Genomic DNA, 21,724 nt, shown 5'->3' on the forward strand with positions numbered 1-21,724 from the left:
GCTGGCTGGGCGCAGGACAGGCTAGGTGGGCGCCGCACGGACTGGGTGGGCGCAGGACAGGCTAGGTGGGTGCCGGACAGGCTGGCTGGGTGCAGGACAGGCTGGATTCAGGGCCCGCCCCCCGGCCCCCCGCTCCCCGCCCCGGGGGCCCCGTCCTCGAACGTCGGACGGGCTGAACAGACGAACACGTAGGGAGCCGTACGCATGGACAGCGACATCACCGCCACCCCCGCCGCCACCCACCCCCGGCCCGGGGCGAGCGATGTGGACGCCGGTGCCTATGAGGTGCTGCGGCGGCGGCTCTCCGCCCAGGCCGGAGAGCTCGTGCGCCGCGCGGAAGCGCTCAACGCCCGACGCACCGAGGAGTTCGGCTCGACCGAGCTGCGGCTCCTGGCCACCGAGCAGATCCGCACCGAACACGCCTCCGTGCCCCGCGACCTCATCGCCGTGGGCGACCAGTTGCTGTTCGGCTTCGAGCGGGGCCCGGGGGCCCGGGGAGAGGCCGGGGTCGACGACGTACTCCTCGTACGGGGTTCGGGGCCCGGGGACGACACCCCGGCGGACACCGCCCTCCTCGACGACGACGGCTTCCGGCGCGAGTTCTCCTCGCTCCACCGCTACTTCCGCGACGCCCGCCTCCTGCGTCTGCGCCGCGTCAACGGCAAGCTGCTCGCCGTCTTCCGCACCGGCGAGAACGCCGAGGACATCCGCGTCCTGCGCTGGGCCCTCGGGCCGGACGGGACCCCCGGGGCGTTCCTCGACGCGCAGGGCGAACGCGACCACGTCTTCCCGCCCTCGCACGACTTCGACTGGACCGTGGCGGGGCGCGACGCGCACATCCCCGGCCGCCACCCGCACATCGCCATCGGCAAGGACGGCGGCCTCTTCGTCGACACGCTCGGCGGCACCCTCACCGTCAAGGTGAGCGACGACACCGAGTCGCCGGACGGGATCTACCAGGAGCCCGTCGACGAGCCGTTGCAGTCGCTGGCCGACGCCGACGTGGAGTACGCCGAGGTCGGGCCGCTGACCCTGCTGCGCGTGCGGCCGTACAAGGAGAAGACCTGGCGGCACCTGGTCTTCAACTCGCTGCTGTCCACCGTCCAGCGGCTCGACGGCATCGGGCCCGCCTGCCATCGCCTCCCCGAGGACCAGGGGATCATCTTCCCCGGCGGCTACTACCTCACCACCGGCACCGCGAAGACCTTCGACACCGCCGAGGAGCTGACCGAGCCGGTCTTCGAGGGCGCGGTCCGCTCGCCCAACGGGGAGGACGTCCTGTACGTCTTCCGCTCCCGCGACGGCGTCCGCAGCCTCCTCCTCCCCTACAACCTGATCCGCCAGGAGGTCGCCACCCCGCTCACCGGGCGCGGGCACGCGCTCCTGGACGACGGGACACTGATCCTGCTCCGGGACAACCCGGACGGTCCGGCGCGCGTGCACCCGTCGCAGCGCTGGCAGACGCCGTACGTCTCCGACACCTACGCCGCCTCCCGCCCGGCCGGGACCGGGCCGCTCGCCCGGACCGGCAACGCCGACCTCGTACGCGGGATCTCCGACTGCCTCGCACTGGCCCACGGCGTACGGGACATGACCCCGACGACCGCCGTGTACGGGCAGCTCGCCGCCGACTGCGCCCGCGCCCAGGACCGCTACCACTGGCTCTCCGACCCCGAACTGGGCACGCTCGGGGAGCCGTTGGGGGAGCTGCGGACCACCGCCCAGCAGGTGCTGGCCGAGTTCACCGCCGTACAGGAACTGACGCAGCGGGCCGCGGACGCCCTGGAGGAGACCACGGCCCGCATCACCGCGCTCGTGCGGCGGGTGCGCGGCGAGGTCCCCGGGTCGGCCGCCGCGTGGGTGGAGCGGCTGACCGAACTGCGGCAGGCGCACGGGCACTTGGCGACGGTCAGCGAGATGCGGTACGCGGACGTCGAGCGGATCGCGGAGCTGTCGGCGCGGACCGAGGACGACATCGCGTCGGCCGCTCAGCGGGCGGTCTCCTTCCTCGCCCGCGAGGACGCGTTCGACGGGTACCACGAGGAGATCGCCGGGCTCGTCCAGGACGCGGGCGCACTCGCGACCGTACGGGACGCGTCCGCCGTGACCGACCGGCTGGCCGCGATGACGGACGGGCTGGCCACCGTCACGGACGTGGTGGCGGGTCTGGAGATCGGTGACGCCACCGTGCGGACGTCGATCCTGGAGCGGATCGCGGAGGTGCTGGGCGGGGCCAACCGGGCCCGCGCCACGCTGGACGCGCGCCGGCGGGAGCTGCTGTCGAAGGAGGGGCGGGCCGAGTTCGCGGCGGAGTTCGCGCTGCTCGGCCAGGCGGTGACGGGGGCGCTGGCCGCCGCCGAATCGCCGGAGGCGTGCGACGACCAACTCGCGCGCCTTTTGCTCCAGTTGGAGAACCTGGAGTCGCGGTTCGCGGAGTTCGACGACTTCCTCGCGGAGCTGGCGGAGCGCCGGAGCGAGGTGTACGACGCGTTCTCGGCCCGTAAGCAGACGCTCCAGGACGAGCGGGCGCGGCGGGCCGAGCGGCTGGCCGGGTCGGCGCAGCGGGTGCTGGAGACGATCGGCCGGCGGGTGGCCGCGCTCGACGATCTCGACGCCGTCCACACCTACTTCGCCTCCGACCCGATGGTCGCCAAGGTCCGCCGGACCGCCGATGAGCTGCGCGGACTGGGCGACCCCGTACGGGCGGAGGAGCTGGACGGGCGGCTGAAGGCGGCCCGCCAGGAGGCCGGGCGCGCGCTGCGGGACCGCACCGAGCTGTACGCGGACGGCGGCTCCGTGATCAAGCTGGGGCGGCACCGGTTCGCCGTCAACACCCAGCCGTTCGACCTGACCCTGGTGCCGGCCGGGGAGCGGCTGGCGTTCGCGCTGACCGGGACCGACTACCGGGCCCCGGTCACCGATCCGGCCTTCGAGGCGACCCGCCCGTACTGGGAGCAGCTGCTGCCCTCGGAGTCGGCGGCCGTCTACCGGGGCGAGTACCTGGCCGCCCGGCTCCTCGACGAGCGGGGGGCGCAGCACCTCGCCGCGCTGACCGACGACGAACTGGCTGTGCTCGTACGCGAGTCGGCGGCCGAGGCGTACGACGAGGGGTACACCCGGGGCGTCCACGACGAGGACGCCACCGCCATCCTGCGCGCGCTGCTGCGGCTGCACGGGGACGCGGGGCTGCTGCGCCACGAGCCCGCCGTCCGGGCCGCCGCCCAGCTCTTCTGGGCGTACGGCGCCGACGAGGCGCTGCGCACGTCCTGGACCCGGCGCGCGGCCTCCCTGGCCCGTGCCCGCGACACCTTCGGCCTGGCCCCGGCGATCGCCGTGCTCCAGGAGGAATGGGCCCTGGAGATCGGCGGGTTCGGGGACGACGCCCGGCCCGACGCCGTCGCCGCGTACCTCTTCGAGGAGCTGACCACCGGGCCCGCCGGGTTCGTCGTGGGCACGGCGGTCCACTCCTTCCTGGCCGCCTTCCACCGGGCGGCCGGCCCCGACGCGTACGGGGACGACCTCGCCGCCCTCGGCGACGACCCGGCCGCCCGGAAGCAGCTCGTGGAGGGCTGGCTCACCCCGTACGCGGAGGCCGCCGGGACCGGCGCGGGCCCCGGGGACCTGGCGGAGGCCGTGGCGGTGGAGCTCTGCCCGGAGCTGGAGCGGTACGGGTGCGACGCGCCGCTCACGGAGCGGGTGGAGGGCCTCCTCGGGGACCATCCGCGCATCGGGGGCGGCGGAGCCCTCACCGTACGGATCGACGAACTCCTGGCTCGCACGGGCGAGTTCAGCGCCCACACCGTGCCCGCCTTCCGGGCCTACCAGCGGCTGCGCACCTCCCTGACGGCCGCCGAGCGCGGGCGGCTGCGGCTGGACGACCACCGGCCGCGCGTGATGTCGGCGTTCGTCCGCAACCGGCTGCTGGACGAGGTGTACCTCCCGCTGATCGGGGACAGCCTGGCCAAGCAGCTCGGCACCGCCGACGCCGACCGGCGCACCGACTCGCAGGGCCTGCTGCTGCTCGTCTCACCGCCGGGCTACGGCAAGACGACGCTGATGGAGTACGTGGCGGACCGGCTCGGGATGGTGCTCGTCAAGATCAGCGGGCCGAACCTGGGGCACGACGTGACCTCGCTCGATCCGGCCCAGGCGGCGAGCACGACCGCCCGGCAGGAGATCGAGAAGATCAACTTCGCGCTGGAGGCGGGCAACAACACGCTCCTCTACCTCGACGACATCCAGCACACCTCGCCCGAACTGCTGCAGAAGTTCATCCCGTTGTGCGACGCCACCCGTCGCATCGAAGGCGTGCGGGACGGCGAGCCGCGCAGTTACGACCTGCGGGGGAAGCGGTTCGCGGTGTGCATGGCGGGCAACCCGTACACGGAGTCCGGCGAGCAGTTCCGCATCCCCGACATGCTCGCCAACCGGGCCGACGTCTGGAACCTGGGCGAGGTGCTCAGCGGCCGCGAGGACGTCTTCGCGCTCAGCTTCGTGGAGAACGCGCTGACCGCCAACCCGGTCCTGGCCCCGCTTGCGGCCCGCTCCCGCGACGACCTGGCGCTGCTGGTGCGGCTGGCCGGCGGGGGCGACCCGGCGGCCCGCGCCGAGCACCTGGAACACCCGTACTCCGCAACGGAGTTGGACGCGATCCTCGCCGTACTGCGTCATCTGCTCACCGCCCGGGACACCGTCCTCGCGGTGAACGCGGCGTACATCGCGTCGGCGGCGCAGACGGACGCGACCCGCACGGAACCGCCGTTCCGGCTCCAGGGTTCGTACCGCAACATGAACAAGATCGCGGAGCGGATCGTGCCCGTCATGAACGACGCCGAGCTCTCCGCCGTCGTCGACGACCACTACGCGGGCGAGGCCCAGACGCTCACCACGGGCGCGGAGGCCAACCTGCTCAAGCTGGCCGCCCTGCGCGGCACGCTCACCGCCGCGCAGGCCGAGCGGTGGGCGGCGATCACCTCCTCGTACGTCCGTACGCAGGCGCTGGGCGGCCCGGACGGCGACCAGATGACCCGGGCCGTGGCCGCGCTGGGGCTGCTCGCGGACCGGATCGCGGCGGTGGAGACGGCGATCCAGCGGGCGGCCGATCCGCGCCATCTGCTGGCGGGCCCGGTGCACGCAATCAGCCAACAGGGCGCCGCGAACCAGCCCGCCTCTCTTGACCCTGCCGCTTCCCCGAACCACCGTGCGAAGATCATGAACACTCCACACTGACCGGGACGACCGAGCCGGAAGGACCACGGCATGCCGGGTTTCGGGCCGCCACTTCCTCAGCAGCCGGGACGGCCGCAACCAGGACGACCGCAACCGGGAGGACCGCGCCCGGGGCGTTCGCCGGCCACCGGGCACATGATCGTCTGCGGCGACGACGCCCTGGCACGGCGGCTCTCGGTGGAGCTGCGCTTCGTCTACGGGGAACGGGTCACCCTGCTCCTGCCGCCCGGCCGCGACGCCGGCAGCCCGGAGACGCCGCTGACCCAACGGGGGCGCGCGGCGGCCCTGTTCGGCCGGATGTCGGCGGCGATGAGCCGTAACGGGAGCGGTGGCGGAGGCAGCGGCGACACCAACGCCGGGGTCGAGGCCGTCCGGATCATGGAGGCGCCCGAGCCCTCCGACGACGTGCTGGAGGACGCGGGCGTCGACCGGGCCGCCGCCCTCGCGCTCGTCTACGACGACGACGAGCGCAACATCCGCGCCGCCCTGACCGCCCGCCGCCTCAACCCCCGTCTGCGGCTGGTCATCCGGCTCTACAACCGCAAGCTCGGACAGCATCTGGAAGAGCTGCTGGACCAGGCGGCGGCGGTCGCCATGCCCGGCATCGACCCGGCGCTGCTGGACGCCTCCACCACCGTGCTCTCCGACGCCGACACCGCCGCCCCCGCGCTCGCCGCCACCGCGCTCACCGGCAGCAGCAAGGTCATCCAGGCCGAGGGACTGCTCCTGCGCGCCGCCGAACGCCCGCCGCCGCGCCCCGGCGAGACGTCCGACCCGGGACTGTGCACGCTCGCCCTGCTGTCCTCCACGACCAACGACCCGGCAGGGGCGGAGGGTTCGGACAGCAGCGGTGACGAAGGCCCCCGACTCCTGCCCGACGAACGGTCCGTGGCGGCGGCGACCGGGCGCGGAACCGTCGTCCTGGAGACGATCAGCCGGGCCGACCCGGACCGCCCCGCGACCCGGATGGGAGGAAGGGGAGCCCCGCTCGCCCAGGTCTTCTCCCGCCGACTGCGCTGGTCGGCCCTCGGCGTCGGGGCCGCCGCGGTCGCCCTGGTGATCGCCTCGGTCCTCACCACCACGGACAGCCTGCTGCACTCCACCTACCTCACCATGCTCGACCTGCTGGGCATGAACGACCCTTCGGAGGACGGCTCACCCGCCCGGAAGATCATCCAGCTCCTCTCCGGCGTCGCCGGCCTGCTCCTGCTCCCGCTGCTGCTCGCCGCCGTCCTGGAGGCGTTCGGCACCCTGCGCACGGCCTCCTCGCTGCGCCGCCCGCCGCGCGGCCTGTCGGGGCACGTGGTGCTGCTCGGGCTCGGCAAGATCGGTACGCGCGTCCTCGTACGCCTCCGCGAACTCGACATCCCCGTCGTCGTCGTGGAGGAGGACCCCGAGGCGCGGGGCATCCCGCTGGCCCGTTCCATGCACGTGCCGACGGTCATCGGCGACGTCACCCAGGAGGGCGTCCTGGAGGCGGCCAAGATCCGCCGCGCCCACGCCCTCCTCGCGCTCACCAGCATCGACACGACGAACCTGGAAGCGGCCCTGTACGCCCGCTCGGTGAAGCCGGACCTGAGGGTGGCGCTGCGGCTGTACGACGACGAGTTCGCCACCGCCGTCCACCGCACCCTGCGCACGGCGCACCCCCAGGCCCTGACCCGCTCCCGGTCCGTCTCCCACCTGGCCGCCCCGTCCTTCGCGGTCGCCATGATGGGCCGCCAGATCCTGGGCGCGGTCCCGGTCGAGCGGAAGGTGATGCTGTTCGCCGCGCTGGAGGTGGAGGGCCATCCGCAGCTGGAGGGCCACACGGTGGAGCAGGCGTTCCGGGCGGGCGCGTGGCGGGTCCTGGCCCTCGACGCGACCCCGCCCGCCGACCGCAACCCGGACCTCGCCGCCCTCCCGCCGTACCCCCCGGAGGGCGGCGCGCCGCCCTCCGGCCTGGTCTGGGACCTGCACCCGGGGTACGTGCTGCGCGCCCAGGACCGGGTGGTGATCGCGGCCACCCGGCGGGGCCTCGCGGAGCTGCTGCGGGGGCAGCGGTCGGCGGTGCCCCGGCAGTAGTGCCTCCTGAGGCTTGCGCGGGGCCTACCGGACCGCGCCCATCGCCTCCCGCACCTCGTCCAGCGTGGCCTCCGCCAGTGCGTTCGCCCGCTCGTTGCCCGTACGGAGCACCGACCGTGCGTACGGCAGGTCCTTCGCGTACTCCGCCCGCCGGGCCCGGAAGGGCGCCAGGCAGCCGTTGACCGCGTCGGTCACCGTCCGCTTGAGTGCGGCCGCGCCGCCGTCGCCGATCTCCGCCGCGACCTCGTGCGGGTCGCGGTCCAGGCAGAGGGCGGCCAGCAGCACCAGGGAGGAGACTTCGGGGCGGGCGCCGGGGTCGTAGGCGATGTGCCGGTCGCCGTCCGTGGTCGCCCCCTTGATCAGGCGGGCCGTCTCGTCGGCGGTGGCGGAGAGCGGGACGGAGTTGGCGCGGCTCTTGCTCATCTTCGTGCCGTCCGTGCCGAGGAGCAGGGGCGCGGCGGAGAGCAGGGCGTCCGGTTCCGGGAAGACCTTCCCGTACCGCTCGTTGAAGCGGCGGGCGACCGTCCGGGTGAGTTCGAGGTGGGGCAGCTGGTCCAGGCCGACCGGGACCACGTTGGCCTTGCAGGACAGGATGTCGGCGGCCTGGTGGACCGGATAGGTGAGCATCAGCCCGCTGACGGACGCCTGCCGGGAGTGCGCGATCTCGTCCTTGACGGTGGGGTTGCGGTTCAGCTCGGCGACGGAGACGAGGCTGAGGAAGGGCAGCAGGAGCTGGTTGAGCGCGGGGACGGCGCTGTGGTTGAAGACGGTGGACCGGACGGGGTCGATGCCGAGCGCCAGGTAGTCCAGGAGCAGCCCGTCCGTGTACTCCGCCAGCCGCTCGGCGGTGTCCCGGTCGGTGAGGACCTGGTAGTCGGGGATGAGGATCATGACGTCCACGCCGAGATCCTGGAGGCGGACCCGGTTGCGCAGGGTGCCGAAGTAGTGGCCGAGGTGCAGGGGGCCGGTGGGGCGGTCCCCGCTGAGGACCCGGAAGCGGCCGGGGTCCTGGGCGATGCGGTGCTCCAGCTCGGCGCTGCGGCGCTCGGCGGGGGTGGTCTCAGGGGTGGTCTCAGGGGTGGCGGTGGTGGTCATGGGCGGGGTCTCCTCGCGGGTGGTGCGGTGGATGCGTGGAGGACGGCCCGAGCGGTGGGGGGCGGTGCCCCCGTTCCCGTACATCGCGCCTGCAAGGTCTGTAAGAAGGCAGCGAAAAGGGCCGTCCATGGTGAACGGCCCTTGGTTCCGTGCAGACAGATGTCGCGGCCGCTCCTCAGAAGGAGCGCCACCAGTTTCGGCACGGTACGGAGGTCATGCGGCCACTGTACCGGTCCCGGGCGGTCGCGGGCGGGGGAATAGGGGTGGAGGACGCCCCGTTGTAGGGTGTAGTTCAACGTTCAACCAATTAGCGCGACAGTTGCTCGCGATACTTGCCGCGACCCTCAGGAGGCGGACGCCATGCAGTTCGGGATCTTCACCGTCGGAGACGTCACCACCGACCCGACCACCGGCCGGACGCCGACCGAGAACGAGCGGATCAAGGCGACCCTGGCCATCGCGCAGAAGGCCGAGGAAGTCGGCCTGGACGTCTTCGCGACCGGCGAGCACCACAACCCGCCGTTCGTCCCGTCCTCCCCCACGACGACGCTCGGCTACATCGCGGCCCGCACCGAGAACCTGATCCTGTCCACGTCCACCACGCTGATCACCACCAACGACCCGGTGAAGATCGCCGAGGACTACGCCACCCTCCAGCACCTCGCGGACGGCCGCGTCGACCTGATGATGGGCCGGGGCAACACCGGCCCGGTCTACCCCTGGTTCGGCAAGGACATCCGCCAGGGCATCCCGATGGCCATCGAGAACTACGCCCTGCTGCACAAGCTGTGGCGCGAGGACGTCGTGGACTGGGAGGGCAAGTTCCGTACACCGCTCCAGTCGTTCACCGCGACCCCCCGCCCGCTGGACGGCGTCCCGCCGTTCGTGTGGCACGGCTCCATCCGCTCCCCGGAGATCGCCGAGCAGGCCGCGTACTACGGCGACGGCTTCTTCCACAACAACATCTTCTGGCCGATGGAGCACACGAAGAAGATGATCTCGCTCTACCGCCGCCGTTACGCGCACTACGGTCACGGCACCGCCGAACAGGCCATCGTGGGGCTCGGCGGCCAGGTGTTCATGCGGAAGAACTCGCAGGACGCGGTACGGGAGTTCCGCCCGTACTTCGACAACGCGCCGGTCTACGGCCACGGCCCGTCCCTGGAGGACTTCACCCGTGAGACCCCGCTGACCGTGGGCTCCCCGCAGGAGGTCATCGAGCGGACGCTGACGTTCCGGGACGCGGTGGGCGACTACCAGCGGCAGCTGTTCCTGATGGACCACGCGGGGCTCCCGCTGAAGACGGTCCTGGAGCAGCTCGACATCCTCGGCGAGGAGGTCGTGCCCGTGCTGCGCAAGGAGTTCGCCAACCTGCGGCCGGCCGGCGTGCCGGAATCCGCGCCCGTCCACCCGGCGGCCGTCGCCGCCCGCACCTCTCGGAAGGAGATCTGACCTCCATGTCCGCCACCACCCCCGTGCGCATCGTGGCCGTCTCGGCCGGACTCGGCCGGCCGTCCTCCACCCGGCTGCTGGCCGACCGGCTGGCCGCCGCCTCCCGCGAGCGCCTCGCGGCCGAACAGGACCGGAACGTCGAGGTCCAGGTCGTCGAGCTCCGCGACCTCGCCGTGGACATCGCCCACCACCTGGTCAGCGGCTTCCCCTCGGCCACGCTGCGGGAGGCGATCGACGCGGTGACGGAGGCGGACGGGCTGATCGCCGTGACGCCGGTGTTCACCGCCTCGTACAGCGGTCTGTTCAAGTCGTTCTTCGACCTGATCGACAACACCGCGCTGACCGGCAAGCCCGTCCTGATCGCCGCGACGGGCGGCACGGCCCGCCACTCGCTGGTCCTGGAGCACGCGCTGCGGCCGCTCTTCGCCTATCTGCGGGCCGTCACCGTGCCGACGTCCGTGTACGCCGCCTCCGAGGACTGGGGCTCCTCGGGGGACGAGTACACCGAGGGCCTGCCGTCCCGCATCCGGCGCGCGGGCGGCGAACTGGCCTCGGCGGTCCTGGGCCGCACGGCCTCCGGGGCGTCGCTGAGGTCCGGGGCCATCGGGGCGTCGCTGAGGTCCGGGGCCCCAGGGGCTACCGGGGCCATCGGGGCCATCAGGGCCACCGGGGCCATCGGGGCCACCGGGGCCATCGGGGCCTCCCGAACGCCGGTGGACGACGGAGAGTACGCGGTGGTCCCCTTCGAGCAGCAGCTCGCGGACCTGCGGCTGGACTGACCGGCCCGATTGTCCCGTTTGATTACAGTGAAGCCGGACGCTGTACGAGGAAGCCGGACGCTGTACGAGCCGGAGTGAGCTAGCGAGCTGGAGGCAGACATGGGCAGGATCGTCGTGGGCGTGGACGGGTCCGATCCCTCGATCAGGGCACTGCACTGGGCCGTACGCCAGGCCGAGCTGACCGGTGACACCGTGGAGGCCGTGAACAGCTGGGAGTACCCCGCGACCAGCTGGGCCTCCATGATGCCGGGCCTGCCGGAGGACTTCGACCCGCAGGCGCTGGCCACGGTCTCCCTGAACGAGGCGCTGGAGGAGGCCCTCGGCGCCGAAGGAGCGGCCGCGGTCAGCAAGATCGTGGTCATCGGCAACCCCGCCCAGACCCTGCTGGACCGGGCCAGGGGCGCCAACCTGCTCGTCGTGGGAGCCCGTGGTCGCAGCGGGTTCAAGGCGACCCTGCTGGGTTCGGTGAGCCTCCACGTCACGCAGCACGCGCCGTGCCCGGTGACGGTGGTACGCGGCGACTGACGGACCGCCCCTCCCCACCGGTGACGGGGTCCGGAGCCTGGTCCCCTCCCGCCGGTGACGGGCACGGGACTCGGTGAAGCCTGGTCACCGGGGAAAGGGGGGGCCGTTGTCAGTGGGTCCTCCTATCGTGTGGGCATGACCCCTGCTCTGTTCGGGCGCGACCATCCCGCAGGCGTCCTCCGCTCGGAGATCGTCCGGGCCACGGACAGCCACGGCGGTCTCGTGCTGGTGACGGGCGAGGCCGGGATCGGGAAGACCGCCCTGGTCACCGAGGCAGCGCACGAGGCGCGGGGGCGCGGTGCGCTGGTGGTCGGCGGTTCCTGCTGGGACTCCGACAGCACTCCCGGCTACTGGCCCTGGGTGCAGGTGCTGCGCGGACTGCGCAGGGCCGCCACGGCGGCGGAGTGGTCGGCGGCCCAGGAGGCGTCGGACGGGCGGCTCGGCATCCTCCTGGGCGACCCCGGCAGCGGGACCACCGGCAGCGGCGGCACGGGCGCGGAATCCGGCACGCCAGGCGCGGAGGGTGTGGCAGGCACGCAGGGCGCGGAAGGTGCGGACGGTGCGGATCCGGGCCCCGGTGCGGACGGCGCCGAGGCATTCGGGCTGTACGACGCGGTGACCACCGCCCTCGTCTCCCTCTCCCAGAGCCGCCCGCTGGTGGTGGTCCTCGACGATCTGCACAGCGCCGACCCCGCCTCGCTCCGGCTGCTCGAATTCGCCGCCCAGCACGCCTGGTTCGAGCGGCTGCTCCTGATCGGCACCTACCGTGACGTCGAGGTGGAGGCCCCCGGCCACCCCCTCCAGCAGCTGATCCTGCCCCTCGTCTCCCGCGCGTCGGCCACCCTCACGCTGACCGGCCTCGGCCGTGACGAGGTGGGAGCGCTGATGACCGTGACGACGGGCCGCGAGCCCGCGCCGCAGCTGGTCGAGGAGGTCCACCGGCGTACGGGCGGCAACCCGTTCTTCGTCGAGCAGACCGCCCGGCTCTGGCACAGCGGCAGCCCGGTCTCCACCATTCCGCCGGGGGTGCGGGAGGCGGTCCGGCAGCGGCTGAGCCTCCTGCCGGAGGCGGTCGTCTCCCTGCTCACCACCGCCGCCCTGCTCGGCCGGGAGTTCCGCCGGCAGGTCCTGGCCGTGGTGCACGGATCGCCGGTCCCCCACGTGGAACGGCTGCTGGAGCCGGCGATCGTCGCCCGGGTCGTCGTCCCCCGCCCCTCCGGGAGTTACGCGTTCGCCCACGACCTGCTGCGCGAGACGCTGTACGCCTCCCTGGACGACGCGGACACCCGCCGACGCCACGGCGACGCCGTACGGGCGCTGGACGCGCACGGGGGCCTCGACGGTGCGGTGCGGCCCGGGGACCTCGCCCGCCACGCCCACCTCGCCGGGGGCGAACTGGGGCGCGACCGGCGGATCGACCTGCTGCTCGCCGCCGCCCAGGACGCCTCGGGCCGCCTCGCCGACGAGGAGGCCATCGGCCACTACCGCCGGGCCCTCGCGGTGGCGTCGGGGGAAGCGGGCGAGGAGACGGGCCCGGGAGCGGGAGGGCAGACGCGGGCGGGAGGGGAAGCGGGAGCGGAAGAGGAACCGGGAGCAGGCGGGGTGTCGCCGGAGAGTGTGCCGGCCCCCGACCGGCGACGGACCGCGTTGATCTCCCTCGACCTCGCCGAACAGCTGCGGCGCGCCGGGGAGACGGCCGAGAGCGACCGCCTGCAGGACCGGGCGGTGGCCCTCGCGCGGGAGCACGACGAGCCCGAGCTCCTGGCCCGGGTCGCGATCACCCTGTACCGCCAGGGGGCCCTGGGCGGCGAGGCGTTCATGGCCACGTTCCTGGGCGAGGCCCACCGCAAGGTCACCGGCAAGGACGGGCAGGACAGCCTCTCCGCCGACCGGCTCGCCCAGGAGCTGGCCATCCACATCATGGCCCTGGCCCGCAGCGGCTCGGACGACGAGGCCCTCGCCTTCTCCCTCTGGGCGCGCCACGACTCCGTCTGGGGGCCCGGATCGGCGGTGGAGCGCCTCGGGCTGACCGACGAGATGACCGTCGTCGGCCGGCGCACCCAGAACCTGGACATGGAGCTGCACGCCACCTCCATGCGGTGGGTGGCCCTGCTGGAGCTCGGGGACCCGGCCTTCATCGACCAGTACCACACCTTCATCCGGGTCGCCGAACGCTCGGAGCTGCCCAGGTTCGCCCTGTCCATCGCCGTCGACAGCAGCCTGATCGCCTCCCTCCAGGGCCGGTTCGCCGAGGCGACCGAGGCCCTCGACAGCGAGGCGCTCGGCCCCGGGGGCGACGACCAGGAGGCGTTCGGCTTCATGGGGCTTCATCTGCACTGGGCCCTGCATCTGCTCCGGGGGCACTTCGCGGAGGCCGAGAAGGTCCTCCCCGCGCTGCGGGGCGCCCGGTATCCCTACCCCGGGCTGCTGGAGGCGCTCACGGCGGTGGAGCAGGGCGACGCGGCCCCGGCCCTGCGCCTGATCGCCGGGCACTCCGACCGCACGGCCCCCTATCCGCGGGCGTTCTCGCCGCTCTGGCTCCGGCTGCTGGCCCAGACGGCCGCGGCCACCGGCGACCGGCTGCTGATCGCCCGCGCGGAGGACGAACTCGCCCCCTACACGGGCCAGTGGGCCGTCTCGCTGTACGGGTGCGACATCGGCGGCCCCGTCGACCTCTGGCTCGGTACGCTCGCCGCCGCCCGGGACGACCGGGGCGGCGCGGTGGCCCTGCTCACCGAGGCCGCCGCGTCCTCGGACCGCCTCGGCGCCCGCCCCTGGGCCGTCCGCGCCCGGCTCCACCTGGCCCGCTCCCTGCTGGCCCGCGCGGAGGCGGACGACCTGGACCGGGCCGGCCGCCTGCTGGCCGAAGCGGAGCGGGAGTCCGCCGGCTTGGGCCTGCACCACCTCGTCTCCGAAGCGGCCACCCTGCGCACGACCCTGTCGACCACCCCGGCCACCTCGACCACCTCGGCCCCATCAACCACCCCGGCCCCATCGACCACGTCGGCCCCGGACCACGGGCGACCCGCCCCGGAGCCCGCGCCCCCAGCCCCCACCGCCCCAGCCCCTGCCGCCGCCCCCAGCCCCGGTCCTGCCGCGCCCGGCGTCGCTGCCTCCGGCCTCACCGCGCCCGCCCCGGCTGCCGCCGCCGAGTTCCGGCGCAACGGTCCGGTGTGGGAGCTGCGTTGGGACGGGCGGACCGTGCACGTCCCGGACGCCAAGGGGCTGCGGGACCTGCACAGCCTCCTCGGGCTGCCCGGGGCCGACGTCCCGGCCGTGGAGCTGCTCGCCCCCGAGGGCGGCAGCGTCGTGGTCGCCGCCGGGCAGCTGGGCGGCGACCCGGTGCTCGACGAGGAGGCCAAGCGCCGCTACAAGGAGCATCTGGCCCGGCTGGACGCCGAGATAGACCGTGCGGCGGCACGGGACGACACCCAGCGCGTCGAGGCGTACGACCGGGAGCGGCAGGCACTCCTGGACCAACTGCGCACGGCTGCGGGACTCGGTGGCCGGACCCGTCGTCTGGGCGACCAGACCGAGCGGGCCCGCAAGACGGTCACCGCCCGCATCCGCGACACCCTGCGGAAGCTGGACTCCCTGCACCCCGAACTGGCGGCACACCTGCGGGAGTCCGTGACCACGGGCACCACCTGCGCCTACCGCCCCGGGCGCACGCCGGACTGGCGGCTGTGACCCGGGGCCGCATCGGCCCCGGGTCACCACCGCCAGTCATCGACTTCGCCGTCCGTCACCTCAGACCGGCCACAGCCGCTCGGTCACTTCCGGTTGTACAACCGCATGGTCACCGAACCGAAGACCAGCATGATCACCGCGGCCCACCCCAGCGACCAGCCGAGGTCCGACGCGGGCCAGTTGCCCGCCATCAGTTCGCGCACCGCCGTGGCGAGGTGGGTGATGGGGCTGTTGTTCACGAAGACCTGGAGCCAGCCCGGCATCGTCTGCGGGTCGACGAAGACGTTGCTGAGGAACGTCAGCGGGAAGATCACCATCATGCTGACGCCCATCACCGACTTCTCGGTCCGCAGCAGCAGTCCGAACATGGTCCAGATCCAGGAGAACGCGAACGAGAACACCAGCAGCAGCACCACTCCCGCGACCACCCCGAGCACGCCGCCGTCCGGCCGGAACCCGATGATCATGCCGACGGTGAGCATCACCACCGAGGCCAGGACATAGCGCAGCACATCGCCGAGCAGATAGCCGACCATCGGTGCGGGCCGCCAGATCGGCAGCGTACGGAACCGGTCGAAGACGCCCTTGGTGATGTCAGTGTTGACCGAGACTCCCGTGTACATCGTGATCATCACGACGCTCATCACCAGGATGCCGGGCAGCAGGAACTGGATGTACTCCTGCGTGGAGCCGGCCAGCGCCCCTCCGAAGAGGTACGTGTACATCAGGACCAGCATGATCGGGAAGGCCGTCACATCGAAGAGCTGTTCCGGCACATGCTTGATCTTCAGCATGGCGCGCCAGCCGAAGGTGAGGGAGGCCGACAACGCGCTGGGCCTCGGCGGCCGGTCCAGGCCGACCAGCAGGGCCGAGAGGCGCTCCTTGTCCGGCGCGGCGAGTGCGACGTCTTCCAGCTCCGTCTTGGTGGTCGCGGTGCTCATGCCGCCACTCCCTTCTTGTCGGTGAGGGCGAGGAAGACCTCGTCGAGGCTGGGCTGTCCCAGCGAGAAGTTGTCGACGGTGATGCCGGACCTGGCCAGCTCGGCCAGGGCGCGGGCCGCCTGTTCCGCCGCGCCCCGGTCGGAGCCGTGCGCGTCGACCCGGGCGGTCAGCGCCACCGGGTCCGCGTCCAGCTGGACCGTGGCGTCGTCCAGCGCGAGGGAGAGCACGCGCTCGGCCTCGGGGCGCTGGGCGGCGTCGCGCAGCCGCAGGTGGACGGTGCCGGAGCCGACGGACGCCTTGAGCTCGCCCTTGGTGCCCTCGGCGATCACCCGGCCGTGGTCGATCACGGCGATACGGGAGGCCAGCTGGTCGGCCTCGTCCAGATACTGGGTGGTCAGCAGGACCGTGGTGCCGTGCGCGACGACCGCGCGCACGATGTCCCACACCTGGTTGCGGCTGCGGGGGTCGAGCCCGGTGGTCGGCTCGTCCAGGAACAGCAGGTCGGGGGTGTTGAGGATGGACGCGGCGATGTCGATACGGCGTCGCATGCCTCCTGAGTAGTTCTTCACCTGCTTGGCCGCCGCCTCGGTCAGCCCGAAGCCCTCGAGCAGCTGGGCCGCCCGGTCGCGGGCCGCGGGCTTGGAGTGGCCGAGGAGCCGGGCGAGCAGGACGAGGTTCTCGAAGCCGGTCAGGTCCTCGTCCACCGAGGCGTACTGCCCGGTGAGACTGACCCGGCTGCGGACCGCGTCGGCTTCCTTCACCACGTCCTTGCCGAACACGCGGGCCGTGCCGCCGTCCGGGCGCAGCAGTGTCGCGAGCATCCGTACGGTGGTGGTCTTCCCGGCGCCGTTGGGTCCGAGGACCCCGTAGACGGTGCCGGTCGGGACGGCGAGGTCGACGCCGTCCACCGCGCGGTTCTCGCCGAAGACCTTCACCAGCCCCGCGGTCTCGATGGCCAGTTCAGTGCTCATGATCCATTCCTTGTGCGTCGTCGGTACGTCGTCGTCGGTGCGCGTCAGTGGTCCGGGTTGGGGGTGGAGGCGGTGTCGGGGGCAGGAGTCGGGTGTCAGGAGACATAGGGGCGGACCGCCCGGGCTTCTCGCAGGGCGCAGCCCCACCAAGCGAGCTGGTCGAGCATCAGCCACACCGCCCGGTCCCGCCCGCCGGCCCGGGTTCGGTCCTCCAGCGGTGCGTGCAGGAAGTCGAGCGCCACCCCGTTGCGCAGGGTCACCGTGTGCAGCTCCGTGAAGACCGAGCGCAGCTGCTCCACCGCGTACAGCCCGGACGAACCGTGGCCGTAGCTCACGAAGCCGACCGGCTTGGCCTGCCACTCGTCGTACGCGAAGTCGATGGCCTGCTTCAGGGAGGCCGGGAACGAGCGGTTGTACTCCGGGGTCACCACGACGAACGCCTCGGCCCGCCCGATCGCCCCGGCGAACTCCGTCATCTGCTCCGTCGCCCGCTCCGGGTAGTGCACGGGGAAGTCGAACTCCGCGAGATCCAGCACCGCGAGGTCGAGCTCGCCCCGTACCCGAGCCCGCTCCACGAACCAGCGGCCGACCTCGCCGCCGATACGCCCTTCGCGCGTGCTGCCGATGATCACCGCGACCCGTAGCGGAACCTCGCCGTCCTCGCTCGGCCTGTCGTCCGTCATCGCCCGCACCTCCTCCCGATTCCCTCACCCGGCCCTCCGGCTCCCTCACTCCTTGGGCGCCAGACGCCGGGGCGCGGCCGCCAGATGCGATCTGGCGGCCGCGCCCACGGTCGGAACGCACGGCTGGAAAGGCTCTCGCGGCCCCGTCCCGCCGGTCAGCGCTCCCGCGAGTAGAAGAGATAGAAGGCAGCCAGGAAGACGCCCACGCCGACCACGAGACCCAGCACGGTCGACCGCAGCACACTCGTATCGGTGAGGCTCACCAGGAAGCCCACCGCACAGGCGGTCAGTGCGCCGTACGCCACCGCCCGCGGCCCGTGCGGCAGCTCGCGCTGAATCCGGCCCAGCGCGAAGCAGAGGGCCGCCAGGGCGGCGCCGGCGACGAGGCCCAGGACGACCTGCCCGCCGGTGCTGGGCCCGCCGTCGCGGCGGATGAACGCGGCGTAGAACCCGTAGATGATGCCGAGCGCCAGAGGCACCGCCACGGCGAGGGGGGTGAGACCGCGGGGCCGTGCGTGCGCGCGGGCCCCTTTCCGACCGGGCATGGCTGCGTGTGTGACCATCGCCGACAGCTCCTTCCGTCGCCCCGTCGCTCGCCCCCGTTCCTCCAGAGCACACCCGCCCGCGCGGCCCGGCAACTCGAACGGCCTACGGCCCGGAGCGGCCGGGCCCCGCACGCGATTCCCTGGGGGTGTGCGGACCTCTCTCTCGGTGACCCTCTCGGCCGTCCTGCTCGTCGTGCTCACTGTTCTGGTGCCGTTCAGCGCGCTCTCCGCCTGGGTCGACCTGGAGATCGACGACACCGACCGGTACGTGGCCGCCGTCTCCCCGCTCTCCGCCGATCCCGCTGTGCGCGGCACCGTCGCGGACCTGGTCACCGACGAGGCGATGCGGCAGATCGATCTCGGACCGCTCCAGGACACGGTCCGGGACTTCCTGCACGAGACCGTGGGCTCCTTCACTTCCACCGAAGCCTTCCGCACCGCCTGGGACGCCGCGAACCGCTCGGCCCACGAGGCGGTGACCGCGGCACTGGACGGCGATGACGGCGAGGCGGTCACCATCGATCTGGCCCCGGTGATCGAACAGGTCAAACAGGAGCTGATCCGCCAGGGCGTGCCGTTCGCGGACCAGATCCCCGTCCAGCGGACGGAGATCACGGTCATCGGCGCGGACCGTGCGGACACCCTCAGGGACTCGTTCCGCTGGCTGCGCTACTGCAGCATCTGGCCGGCCGTCGCCACCCTGGTGCTGCTGGTCCTGGTGGTGGGCATCGCGACGGTACGGGGCGGGCTGCGGGCCGCCCTGACGGCCACGGCGGCCGTGGGCGCCGGGTTCGTGCTCGGCGCGATCGTGCTGCGGATCCTGGTCGCGGTCGGCCGGAGCCGGGTGCTGGACGAGGTGCCGGGCAGCGACCGGGACGCGGCGGCCGCGGTGGTGGACGCCCTGACCGCATCCCTGCGCACCACGGTGTGGGCGGTGCTGATCGTCGGCGCGGTCCTGCTGGTGGGGGCGGTGGTGGCCCGGGTGCTGCTGGGACGCCAGAAGGCCGGGCGGGGCTGACCCGAGGGCGTACGGACGCACGAAGCATCCGGGGACGCCCGTACCGATGTTTCACGTGAAACAGCCGGACAGAGCCCGCACGAGGGACCGCCGTCCGGCTCAGAGCTCCGGCGGGCGGCCCTGGAGGCGCTCCATCTCGCGGCGGTCGCGCTTGGTCGGGCGGCCCGTGCCCCGGTCCCGTACCGGCACCTGGATCGCCAGCTCGCGCGGCGGCGGGGGCGGGCTGTTGTCGACGAAGCACTCGACGGCCACCGGCGGCCCGACCCGCTTCTTCACGATCTTCGAGACGACGACCACCCGGTCCCGCCCCGCGTGCCGGAGCCGTACCTCGTCGCCGACGCGGACGGCCTGGGCGGGCTTGGCCCGCTCCCCGCCGACCTTCACATGCCCGGCCCGGCAGGCGGCGGCCGCCTGGGCACGGGTCTTCGTCAGCCGGACCGACCAGATCCACACGTCGACCCGGACGCTTCCTTCCGCCTGCGGCGCGTCCCCGGAACCCATGCTGACGACTGTAGTCGGGACCGGGCGGTCGGCGGGAGGCCATCAGCCCTCCCGCCGACCGCCCACCCGGGCCTCACACCCCGATGTCGCGCCCGTCCTTGCGCCAGACCGCGACGACCGAGGGGCGGACGATCTTCCCGGGGCCATCGGGCCAGACGCTCGCCGGCTTCTCCACCGAAGCGCCGTCGACCTCGCCCGGGTGCTGGACGGCGACCAGGACCCGGCGGTCCTGGATGACCGGGCCACACGTCTCCGCACCGGCCGGGACCGTCAGGAACTGCTTCAGCTCACCGCGCCGGTCGCCGTGGGTCGCGACGCCGAAGAGGCCGTCGTGCGAGCCGAGCTGGTTTCCGTCCGTGGAGATCCACAGGTTGCCGTGGTCGTCGAACGCCACGTTGTCCGGGCAGGAGATGGGGCTGACGCGCTCCTTGGGGAAACCGGCGAAGTACGTCGACGGGTCGTTCGGGTCGCCCGCGACGAGGAAGAGCCGCCAGGCGAACCCGTCGCCCGCCGGGTCGTCCCAGTTCTCCGCGAGCTCCAGGATCTGCCCGTGCTTGTTGGCGTTGCGCGGGTTCGCCTCGTCCGCCCCGGGCTTGCCCTCCTTGCCCCGGTCCGAGTTGTTGGTGAGCGCCACGTACACCCGGCCGGTGCGCGGCGAGGGCTCGACGTCCTCGGGCCGGTCCATCTTGGTGGCGCCGACCTTGTCACCGGCCAGCCGCGTGTAGACGTACACCTCGTCGGCGGTCATGCCGGGCACGTGCGAGGTGGTGCCGGTGGCCAGCGGAATCCAGACGCCGCTGCCGTCGAACTCACCATCGGAGGGCAGCTTTCCGGTGCCGTCGATCTCGGCGGCCGGGGAGTCGCCGGTCAGCTTCGCGACATAGAGCGTGCCCTCGTCCAGCAGCGTCAGGTTGTGCTCACGCGCAGAGCGGGAGTTGCCCTTCTTCATCCGCTTGCTGGAGACGAACTTGTAGAGGTAGTCGAACCGCTCGTCGTCGCCCATGTACACGACCGGGCGTCCGTCCGAGGTCAGCCGGGGCTCGGCCGCCTCGTGCTTGAACCGCCCCAGCGCGGTCCGCTTGCGCGGGGTGGAGTCGGGGTCGTACGGGTCGAGTTCGACGACCCAGCCGAAGCGGTTGGCCTCGTTGGGCTCCTTCGCCAGGTCGAACCGCCGGTCGAACCGCTCCCACTTGCGCTCGGTGGCCCCGGTGCCGATCCCGTACCGCTTGTGCAGGTCGGTGGAGCCGTGGGCGAAGTACTGGTTGAAGTTCTCCTCGCCGTGCAGCGTGGTGCCCCACGGAGTGGTGCCGCCCGCACAGTTGTTGAGGGTGCCGAGCACCTTGCGGCCGGTGCGGTCGGCGGACGTACGCAGCAGAGCGCTTCCGGCGGCCGGTCCGGTGACCCGGAACTCACTCGTCGTGGTGAGGCGTCGGTTCAGCGGGTGACGGCCGACCAGGCCCAGCTTGCCGGTGCGGTGCTCCTCCTGGACGACGACCACGGAGAGTCCGTGCGCGGCCCAGGCGATCTCCACCTGCTCGCGCGTCGGGTTGGCCGGATCGTAACCGCGGAACATGAGGATCTCGTCCGTGTACTCATGGTTGGCGACCAGGACCTGACGGCCGCGCTCACCACGGAGCGGCAGGAGTGAGAGGAAGTCGTTGTTGTAACCGAACTGGCCCGCCTGCGCCTTGGCGGACTGCTTCTCCGGGTCGAAGGCGGGCGCCCCGCGCAGGATCGGCTCACCCCAGCGGATCACCACGTTCTGGCCGTACCCATCGGGAACGGTGACCTTGTCGTCCTTGTTGGGGGCCACCGGAGAGAACCGCAGGCCCCGGGCCCCGGACGGGGCGGGTTTGCGGGGCGGGACCGGTTTGTGGCCGTGCCCGGCGAGCGCGACGGCCTCGGCCTGCGGGGCCCCCGGGCCGGTCAGCGCGGCCGTCCCGGCAGCGGCGGCGACCGTCACCACGGCGGCGGCACGCATCATCGACCGGCGCGACACCGCACGGGCGATGATGTCGCCGGCGTACTCGTTGTCGCTGGTGTTCGGGACCTCCTTGAAACAGGCGTCCCCGCAGCGGTAGCGGCAGGTCAGCGAGGAACGCCCGCCCGAGTGGGAAGTGATGAGCGGCAGCAGATTACGCACGTGGGTTCCCTCCGTCTGAGTGTCGTGCGTGACGGTAGGTGCGCCCCCACGCGGTCCGAGGGACTCCCGGTGAACGGAGGGTGAAGTC

13 protein-coding genes and 1 pseudogene are annotated in these 21,724 nt (G+C 72.9%); 7 read left to right on the forward strand and 7 right to left on the reverse strand.

All coding sequences use genetic code 11. From position 1 onward, the window contains the following. Positions 1–204: 204 nt before the first annotated feature. Positions 205–5,229, forward strand: coding sequence for a DNA repair ATPase (locus ACLJPL_RS16120; protein WP_411081523.1), 5,025 nt, complete (start codon positions 205–207; stop codon positions 5,227–5,229). Between the two features lie 30 nt (positions 5,230–5,259). After that, complete coding sequence (locus ACLJPL_RS16125) at positions 5,260–7,293, forward strand: NAD-binding protein (protein WP_411081524.1); 2,034 nt, start codon at positions 5,260–5,262, stop codon at positions 7,291–7,293. 24 nt (positions 7,294–7,317) lie between these two features. On the opposite strand, the gene trpS is transcribed toward ACLJPL_RS16125, so the two are convergent. Continuing rightward, on the reverse strand, positions 7,318–8,388 hold the full coding sequence (gene trpS / locus ACLJPL_RS16130; RefSeq protein ID WP_411081525.1) for a tryptophan--tRNA ligase: 1,071 nt from the start codon (positions 8,386–8,388) through the stop codon (positions 7,318–7,320). A gap of 360 nt (positions 8,389–8,748) precedes the next feature. Between trpS and ACLJPL_RS16135 the strand changes: the two genes are divergently transcribed. The 4 genes and pseudogenes from ACLJPL_RS16135 (at position 8,749) to ACLJPL_RS16150 (ending at position 14,834) form a co-directional block, all read left to right on the forward strand. Next, entirely contained in the window at positions 8,749–9,840 is a 1,092-nt protein-coding gene (locus ACLJPL_RS16135) for an LLM class flavin-dependent oxidoreductase (protein ID WP_411081526.1), read from the forward strand. Between the two features lie 5 nt (positions 9,841–9,845). Continuing rightward, positions 9,846–10,439, forward strand: a pseudogene (locus ACLJPL_RS16140) (FMN reductase); the annotation flags it as partial. Between the two features lie 279 nt (positions 10,440–10,718). Further along, positions 10,719–11,144, forward strand: a complete 426-nt coding sequence (locus ACLJPL_RS16145) for a universal stress protein (protein ID WP_411081527.1) — start codon at positions 10,719–10,721, stop codon at positions 11,142–11,144. 135 nt (positions 11,145–11,279) lie between these two features. Continuing rightward, positions 11,280–14,834 carry an AAA family ATPase gene (locus ACLJPL_RS16150; protein ID WP_411081528.1) on the forward strand — a complete coding sequence of 1,185 codons (3,555 nt, stop codon included), beginning with the start codon at positions 11,280–11,282 and terminating at the stop codon, positions 14,832–14,834. An 83-nt stretch (positions 14,835–14,917) separates the two neighbouring features. Here ACLJPL_RS16150 and ACLJPL_RS16155 read toward each other — a convergent pair whose 3' ends face one another. From ACLJPL_RS16155 to ACLJPL_RS16170, 4 genes are all read right to left on the reverse strand, one after another. Further along, a complete protein-coding gene (locus ACLJPL_RS16155) occupies positions 14,918–15,775 on the reverse strand; it encodes an ABC transporter permease (RefSeq protein WP_411081529.1) in 858 nt (285 codons plus the stop codon). Continuing rightward, entirely contained in the window at positions 15,772–16,746 is a 975-nt protein-coding gene (locus tag ACLJPL_RS16160; protein WP_411081530.1) for an ATP-binding cassette domain-containing protein, read from the reverse strand. The genes ACLJPL_RS16155 and ACLJPL_RS16160 overlap by 4 nt, the downstream gene beginning before the upstream one ends. Before the next feature lie 95 nt (positions 16,747–16,841). Beyond that, positions 16,842–17,429: an NADPH-dependent FMN reductase gene (locus ACLJPL_RS16165; RefSeq protein WP_411081531.1), complete on the reverse strand. Its 588-nt coding sequence runs from the start codon at positions 17,427–17,429 to the stop codon at positions 16,842–16,844. Between the two features lie 155 nt (positions 17,430–17,584). Beyond that, entirely contained in the window at positions 17,585–17,992 is a 408-nt protein-coding gene (locus tag ACLJPL_RS16170; protein ID WP_411081532.1) for a hypothetical protein, read from the reverse strand. Positions 17,993–18,122: 130 nt separating this feature from the next. Here ACLJPL_RS16170 and ACLJPL_RS16175 point away from each other — a divergent pair, with 130 nt between their 5' ends. Further along, on the forward strand, positions 18,123–18,992 hold the full coding sequence (locus tag ACLJPL_RS16175) for a hypothetical protein (protein WP_411081533.1): 870 nt from the start codon (positions 18,123–18,125) through the stop codon (positions 18,990–18,992). Positions 18,993–19,091: 99 nt separating this feature from the next. On the opposite strand, the gene ACLJPL_RS16180 is transcribed toward ACLJPL_RS16175, so the two are convergent. Both ACLJPL_RS16180 and ACLJPL_RS16185 read right to left on the reverse strand, forming a co-directional pair. After that, positions 19,092–19,493 (reverse strand): RNA-binding S4 domain-containing protein, encoded by a 402-nt coding sequence (locus ACLJPL_RS16180; protein ID WP_411081534.1) that lies wholly within the window; start codon positions 19,491–19,493, stop codon positions 19,092–19,094. Positions 19,494–19,566: 73 nt separating this feature from the next. Then, positions 19,567–21,636, reverse strand: coding sequence for a PhoX family protein (locus ACLJPL_RS16185; RefSeq protein ID WP_411081535.1), 2,070 nt, complete (start codon positions 21,634–21,636; stop codon positions 19,567–19,569). Positions 21,637–21,724 lie beyond the last annotated feature (88 nt).

Origin of the sequence: Streptomyces sp. cmx-18-6 (assembly GCF_046548915.1) — a bacterium.
Classification (GTDB): Bacteria; Actinomycetota; Actinomycetes; order Streptomycetales; family Streptomycetaceae; genus Streptomyces.

What these genes read in the sequence shown, in the direction of transcription:
- ACLJPL_RS16180 (WP_411081534.1), bottom strand. Translation starts at nt 19,493, where the DNA reads ATGGGTTCCGGGGACGCGCCGCAGGCGGAAGGAAGCGTCCGGGTCGAC.
- ACLJPL_RS16170 (WP_411081532.1), bottom strand. Translation starts at nt 17,992, where the DNA reads ATGGTCACACACGCAGCCATGCCCGGTCGGAAAGGGGCCCGCGCGCAC.
- ACLJPL_RS16150 (WP_411081528.1), top strand. Translation starts at nt 11,280, where the DNA reads ATGACCCCTGCTCTGTTCGGGCGCGACCATCCCGCAGGCGTCCTCCGC.
- ACLJPL_RS16160 (WP_411081530.1), bottom strand. Translation starts at nt 16,746, where the DNA reads ATGAGCACTGAACTGGCCATCGAGACCGCGGGGCTGGTGAAGGTCTTC.
- trpS (WP_411081525.1), bottom strand. Translation starts at nt 8,388, where the DNA reads ATGACCACCACCGCCACCCCTGAGACCACCCCTGAGACCACCCCCGCC.
- ACLJPL_RS16155 (WP_411081529.1), bottom strand. Translation starts at nt 15,775, where the DNA reads ATGAGCACCGCGACCACCAAGACGGAGCTGGAAGACGTCGCACTCGCC.
- ACLJPL_RS16125 (WP_411081524.1), top strand. Translation starts at nt 5,260, where the DNA reads ATGCCGGGTTTCGGGCCGCCACTTCCTCAGCAGCCGGGACGGCCGCAA.
- ACLJPL_RS16145 (WP_411081527.1), top strand. Translation starts at nt 10,719, where the DNA reads ATGGGCAGGATCGTCGTGGGCGTGGACGGGTCCGATCCCTCGATCAGG.
- ACLJPL_RS16165 (WP_411081531.1), bottom strand. Translation starts at nt 17,429, where the DNA reads ATGACGGACGACAGGCCGAGCGAGGACGGCGAGGTTCCGCTACGGGTC.
- ACLJPL_RS16120 (WP_411081523.1), top strand. Translation starts at nt 205, where the DNA reads ATGGACAGCGACATCACCGCCACCCCCGCCGCCACCCACCCCCGGCCC.
- ACLJPL_RS16135 (WP_411081526.1), top strand. Translation starts at nt 8,749, where the DNA reads ATGCAGTTCGGGATCTTCACCGTCGGAGACGTCACCACCGACCCGACC.